This is a genomic window from Rhizobacter sp. (assembly GCF_031412075.1).
Lineage (GTDB): Bacteria > Pseudomonadota > Gammaproteobacteria > Burkholderiales > Burkholderiaceae_C > Rhizobacter.
Window position 1 is genome coordinate 1 of the sequence record NZ_JANOCG010000178.1, and the last position, 5103, is coordinate 5103.

Below are 5103 nucleotides of genomic sequence, written 5' to 3' on the forward strand. Positions count from 1 at the left end.
CACGAGAAGATCCGGCTCATCGGCATCGAGGCGGGAGGGCGAAGCAGCAAGCTCGGCCAGCATGCGGCGCGCTTCAGCGGCGGAGCGGTAGGAGTGCTGCATGGAACGCGATCGATGGTGTTGCAGAATGAGTTCGGCCAGATTGCCGAGACGCACAGCATTTCAGCTGGCCTCGACTATGCCGGTGTCGGCATCCCGGCCGCCGGTCAACCAGCGCGCACCTGGGAAATCTTGCACGACGGCCGCCGCTCACAGTGGCGCTTCTACAACCAGGTTGACGGCAGCGGGCGCGAAAACGGCGAAACCGTCGAACAAGCGCTGCGGCGCGAGTTGCACGAGGAGCTGGGCATCACCATCGGCGCCGTGCACCCGTGGAGGGTCGAGCTGATGGACTACGAGCATGCCCGCGTGCGGCTGCACTTCTGCAAGGTCTACGACTGGTCGGGTGAGTTCGAGATGCGCGAACAGCAAAGCATGGCCTGGCAGACCCTGCCGGTCGACGTGGCGCCGGTGCTGCCGGGCACGATTCCGGTGCTGCAATGGTTCGCCGCCGAGCGCGGTTTTGCAGGCGCGACGCACAGGGCCGGTTGATACACTGCCCCCGCCTGTCGACGAGCCGCCTCTAGACAGGCGGCGCCCCCTTGGGGGGCAGGAGCCGGAGGCGACGTGGGGGCAAGTGGTGTGAATTGGCTCGATGAAATCAAGTGGGACGCGCAGGGCCTGGTGCCCGTGATCGCGCAAGAAGCGGGCAGCAATGACGTGCTGATGTTCGCTTTCATGAACCGCGAAGCCGTGGCCGAAACGGCGCGCCGCGGCGAGGCCGTTTATTGGAGCCGCTCGCGCAACCGCCTGTGGCACAAGGGTGAAGAGTCGGGCCACATCCAGAAAGTGCACGAGATGCGCATGGATTGCGACAACGACGTGCTGCTGTTGAAGGTCACCCAGCTCGGCCACGAGCTCGGCATTGCCTGCCACACCGGGCGCCACAGCTGCTTCTACCAGCGCCACGAAGGTGGTGTGTGGAAGGCGGTCGACCCGGTCTTGAAAGACCCTGAGAGCATCTACAAATGAGCAGCAGCAATGACACCCTGGCGCGCTTGGCTGACGTGATCGAGGCGCGCCGGCTGGGTGACCCCGACAAGAGTTACGTGGCGCGGCTGTTCCACAAAGGGAACGATGCCATCCTGAAGAAGATCGGAGAAGAAGCCACTGAGACGGTGATGGCCGGCAAGGACGGTGACCGCCAGAAGATCGTCTACGAAGTGGCCGACTTGTGGTTCCACTCGATGATCGCGTTGGCGGCCTATGGCCTGAAACCTGCTGATGTGTTGGCCGAGCTGGAGCGGCGGGAAGGCCTGTCGGGTCTCGAAGAGTTTGCGGCGCGCAAGGCCCAGCAACGCGAAGTTGATGCCGAAAGGAAGGACACATGAGCGAAATCGTGACGACGGAAGCCAGCATCCAGGAGCGTGAAACCCTCAGGCTGGTGACCCATGTGATGTACGCCTTGCACACGGCGTCCTGGTTTTCCGCGGGCATTTTTTCGGTGATCGCGATGATCATCAACTACATCAAGCGGCCCGATCTGCCCGATGAGTTCTTTCGCAGCCATTTCCGCTGGCAAGCGCGCAGCTTCTGGTTCACGCTGTTGTGGCTGCTGGTGACTTCGCCGCTCTTTATCTTGTTCGTCTTTCCGGGTGTCGTGGCCTGGACCGTGGTCGGGCTGTGGTACCTCTACCGGTTCATTCGAGGCTGGTGGAGCTTCACCGAAAACCGGCCCATGCCCCTTCCCGTCGATTGATTCGTTGAACTTGGCCATGACACACGACCCCCACTGCATCTTCTGCAAGATCGTCGCCGGGCAGATTCCCAGCCGCAAGGCCTACGAAGACGAAGACCTGCTGGCGTTTCACGACATCTCGCCGTGGGCGCCGGTTCACATCCTCGTGATTCCCAAGCAGCACATCGAGTCGCTCTACGACACCACGCCCGAGCAGCACCAGGCCTTGCTGGGCCGCATGGTGGCGCTCGCGCCGCAGCTGATGCGCGAGCACGGTGTGACCGGGGGTTTCCGCGTGATGGTCAACAACGGGCCCGATGGTCGCCAAGAAGTGCCGCATTTGCACCTGCATGCGATGGGCGGCCCGAGACCCTGGGCCAAAGGCTGATACAGAGCCCGAGCTGTCACGCGCGTCACCTAAACTTCACCATTCCCTCTCTGGAGACAAATCATGGGTTCATTCAGCATTTGGCACTGGCTCATCGTGCTGGCCATCGTGGTCTTGGTGTTTGGCACCAAGAAGCTCAAAAACATGGGCTCTGACCTGGGCGGCGCCGTCAAGGGCTTCAAGGACGGCATGAAAGACGGTTCGGCCAACGCACCCCGCCGCGCCCAGTCAGCAGGTCACCGCCAACAAGGCCACCGACTCCAACACCGTCGACGTGGAAGCAAAAACAAAACTGTGATGTGGCCCTCTGTCGCTTCGCTCCTGCCCCCGAGGGGCGGCGCCCAGGCGAACCGGCAAAGCCGGATTCGCGGGCGTTGCTTGATGGGCGCTGCGCTTCGCTTGTGCACTCTGAACTGCTGCCACCTTGATTGATTTTGGTATTGACAAGCTCGCGCTGATCGGCGCTGTGGCGCTGATCGTCATCGGCCCCGAGAAGTTGCCGCGCGTGGCGCGCACCGTGGGCCACCTGCTCGGCAAGGCGCAGCGTTATGTGGCCGATGTGAAGGCCGAGGTCAATCGCTCGATCGAGCTCGAAGAGCTCAAGAAGATGAAGGGCCAGTTCGAGGACGCGGCGCACGACGTTGAAAAATCGGTCTCGAACGAAATCCACCAGACCACGGCAGCCCTCGACAACGCCTGGGCCGACGCCGACCCGCCCTTTGGCGGCGGGTACCACGAGGGCTTGATGCCCCCTCCCCCCAGCTACACACACCCCAACAAGAAGTGGCGCGTCAAGCGCGGCGCCATGCCCCTCTGGTACAAGCGGCGCCACGGCGTGCGCAACAAGGCGCAGTCGGGCGCAGCCCGGGTGGCGCGCTTTCGTCCCCCCCGTTCTTCTGCCTGACAGGTTGTCCCATGAGTTCCGAGAAGCCCGACGAGCTGGAGGGCACCGAGCAGCCTTTCGTCACCCACCTGGTGGAGCTGCGTGACCGCCTGGTTCGCGCTTTCATTGCGGTGGGCGTTTGTTTTGGCGTGCTGGCGTTGTGGCCCGGCCCGGCAGCGCTCTACGACATCCTGGCGCAACCCCTGGTGGCCAGCATGCCCGAGGGCGGCAAGCTGATCGCCACCAACGTCATCTCACCGTTTCTGGTGCCGCTCAAGATCACGCTGATGGCCGCCTTCCTGGCCGCGCTGCCGGTGGTGCTGTACCAGGTGTGGGCCTTCGTGGCGCCGGGCCTGTACACGCACGAGAAGAAGCTGGTGCTGCCGCTGGTGATCTCGAGCACGCTGCTGTTTTTCATTGGCGTGGCGTTTTGTTATTTCTTCGTCTTCGGCCAGGTGTTCAAGTTCATCCAGAGCTTTGCGCCCAAGAGCATCACGGCCGCGCCAGACATCGAGGCTTACCTGAGCTTCGTGTTGACCATGTTCATTGCTTTCGGCGCAGCCTTCGAGGTGCCGGTGGTGGTGGTGGTGCTGGCGCGCATGAAGCTGGTCAGCATCGAGAAGCTGAAGGCCTTCCGCTCGTACTTCGTGGTGATCGCCTTCATCATCGCCGCGGTGGTGACGCCGCCCGATGTGGTGTCGCAGCTGGCGCTGGCCATCCCGATGTGCATCCTCTACGAGGTGGGCATCTGGGCGGCTGTGATCTTCATCAAGCACACGCAGGCGCCTGACCCGGCGGCGTCGCCCGACGCCAAGAGCTGAGTCGCCCTACTGCTCGCGGCGGGCCTGTGACTTGGGTCGCTGCGCGACAACCACCTTCAGCTCCATCGCCTTGTCGCCGCGCTGAATGCCGATCGTGGCCGGCGTCTGTGGCTTCAGCGCGGCCACGGCGGCCAGCAGTTGCACGGTGTTGATGACGGGCGTGTCGGCCACTTTCACCACCACGTCGCCAGGGCGCAGGCCGCCCGTACTGGCCGGGCCGTTTTGCAGCACACCGGTGATCAGCACACCTTGTTTGATCGGCAGGTTGAAGGTCTCGGCAATTTCGGGCGTGAGGTCGCGCGGCTCCACGCCGATCCAGCCGCGGGTGACCTGGCCGTCGCGGATCAGGCCTTCCATCACCAGCTTGGCCGTGCTCACGGGAATCGCGAAGCCAATGCCCATGCTGCCGCCGCTGCGCGAGTAGATGGCAGTGTTGATGCCCATCAGGTTGCCGCTCACGTCGACCAAGGCACCGCCGGAGTTGCCGGGGTTGATGGCGGCGTCGGTCTGGATGAAGTTCTCGAAGGTGTTGATGCCGAGCTGGTTGCGCCCCAGCGCACTGACGATGCCCGAGGTCACCGTCTGCCCCACGCCGAAGGGGTTGCCGATGGCCAGCACGACGTCGCCCACCTGCAGGGTGTCGACGCTGCCAAAGGTGATGACGGGCAGCTTGTCGAGGGTGATCTTGAGCACCGCCACATCGGTCTCGGGGTCGGCACCGACCACCTTGGCGCGCGCCTGGCGGCCGTCGGGCAACTGCACCTCGATGTCGTCGGCGCCTTCGATCACATGGTTGTTGGTCAGCAGGTAGCCCTCGGGCGAGACGATCACGCCCGAGCCCAAGCCCACTTGAGGTTGCTGTCGTTGCTGGCGCGGGTCCTGGTCACCGAAGAAGAACTTGAACCACGGGTCGTCGGTGTGCGGGTTGCGCTGCGTTGCCTTGCTCGCGGTGATGCTCACCACCGCGGGTGTGGCGCGCCGCGCGGCACCGCTGTAGCTGCCCACGCTGCCAGAGGGCGAGAGCACCACCGGTTGCACCGAAGGCGCCTGACTGATCGAGACGATGCTGGGCATCATCGTGCCGCCACCGCTCCGCCCGAGCCACTCGGGCTTGAGCGTGGCCACCACGAACAAAAGCGCCAAGGCCACTGTGACGGCTTGGGAGAAAATGAGCCACGTCTTGCGCATCAACGAGATCCTGTTTATGACCCCTCGCACCGAACTCGACTCGTAC

Annotated in this window: 8 protein-coding genes and 1 pseudogene; 8 read left to right on the forward strand and 1 reads right to left on the reverse strand. The window is 63.8% G+C overall.

Features of this window, described 5'->3' with window-relative positions; all coding sequences use genetic code 11:
- Nucleotides 1-114: 114 nt before the first annotated feature.
- The 8 genes and pseudogenes from RMO40_RS06185 to tatC all read left to right on the forward strand — a co-directional run bounded on the left by RMO40_RS06185 (nt 115) and on the right by tatC (nt 3869).
- The gene (locus RMO40_RS06185; protein ID WP_309717812.1) at nt 115-591 is read left to right on the forward strand and encodes an NUDIX domain-containing protein; all 477 of its coding nucleotides are present in this window, start codon (nt 115-117) and stop codon (nt 589-591) included.
- 90 nt (nt 592-681) lie between these two features.
- Nucleotides 682-1071: a phosphoribosyl-AMP cyclohydrolase gene (hisI, locus tag RMO40_RS06190; protein WP_309717815.1), complete on the forward strand. Its 390-nt coding sequence runs from the start codon at nt 682-684 to the stop codon at nt 1069-1071.
- Nucleotides 1068-1430, forward strand: coding sequence for a phosphoribosyl-ATP diphosphatase (locus tag RMO40_RS06195; RefSeq protein WP_309717817.1), 363 nt, complete (start codon nt 1068-1070; stop codon nt 1428-1430). Before hisI ends, RMO40_RS06195 begins: the two co-directional genes overlap by 4 nt.
- Nucleotides 1427-1798, forward strand: a complete 372-nt coding sequence (locus tag RMO40_RS06200; protein WP_309717819.1) for a hypothetical protein — start codon at nt 1427-1429, stop codon at nt 1796-1798. The genes RMO40_RS06195 and RMO40_RS06200 overlap by 4 nt, the downstream gene beginning before the upstream one ends.
- Before the next feature lie 16 nt (nt 1799-1814).
- Nucleotides 1815-2165 (forward strand): HIT domain-containing protein, encoded by a 351-nt coding sequence (locus RMO40_RS06205; protein WP_309717822.1) that lies wholly within the window; start codon nt 1815-1817, stop codon nt 2163-2165.
- 63 nt (nt 2166-2228) lie between these two features.
- Nucleotides 2229-2463: pseudogene (gene tatA / locus RMO40_RS06210) on the forward strand (Sec-independent protein translocase subunit TatA).
- A 126-nt stretch (nt 2464-2589) separates the two neighbouring features.
- On the forward strand, nt 2590-3069 hold the full coding sequence (gene tatB / locus RMO40_RS06215; protein ID WP_309717825.1) for a Sec-independent protein translocase protein TatB: 480 nt from the start codon (nt 2590-2592) through the stop codon (nt 3067-3069).
- Nucleotides 3070-3080: 11 nt separating this feature from the next.
- Nucleotides 3081-3869, forward strand: a complete 789-nt coding sequence (tatC, locus tag RMO40_RS06220; protein WP_309717827.1) for a twin-arginine translocase subunit TatC — start codon at nt 3081-3083, stop codon at nt 3867-3869.
- Nucleotides 3870-3875: 6 nt separating this feature from the next.
- On the opposite strand, the gene RMO40_RS06225 is transcribed toward tatC, so the two are convergent.
- On the reverse strand, nt 3876-5057 hold the full coding sequence (locus tag RMO40_RS06225; protein ID WP_309717830.1) for a Do family serine endopeptidase: 1182 nt from the start codon (nt 5055-5057) through the stop codon (nt 3876-3878).
- Nucleotides 5058-5103: the final 46 nt, after the last annotated feature.

What these genes read in the sequence shown, in the direction of transcription:
- RMO40_RS06225 (WP_309717830.1), bottom strand. Translation starts at nt 5,057, where the DNA reads ATGCGCAAGACGTGGCTCATTTTCTCCCAAGCCGTCACAGTGGCCTTG.
- RMO40_RS06205 (WP_309717822.1), top strand. Translation starts at nt 1,815, where the DNA reads ATGACACACGACCCCCACTGCATCTTCTGCAAGATCGTCGCCGGGCAG.
- RMO40_RS06195 (WP_309717817.1), top strand. Translation starts at nt 1,068, where the DNA reads ATGAGCAGCAGCAATGACACCCTGGCGCGCTTGGCTGACGTGATCGAG.
- RMO40_RS06200 (WP_309717819.1), top strand. Translation starts at nt 1,427, where the DNA reads ATGAGCGAAATCGTGACGACGGAAGCCAGCATCCAGGAGCGTGAAACC.
- RMO40_RS06185 (WP_309717812.1), top strand. Translation starts at nt 115, where the DNA reads ATGGTGTTGCAGAATGAGTTCGGCCAGATTGCCGAGACGCACAGCATT.
- tatC (WP_309717827.1), top strand. Translation starts at nt 3,081, where the DNA reads ATGAGTTCCGAGAAGCCCGACGAGCTGGAGGGCACCGAGCAGCCTTTC.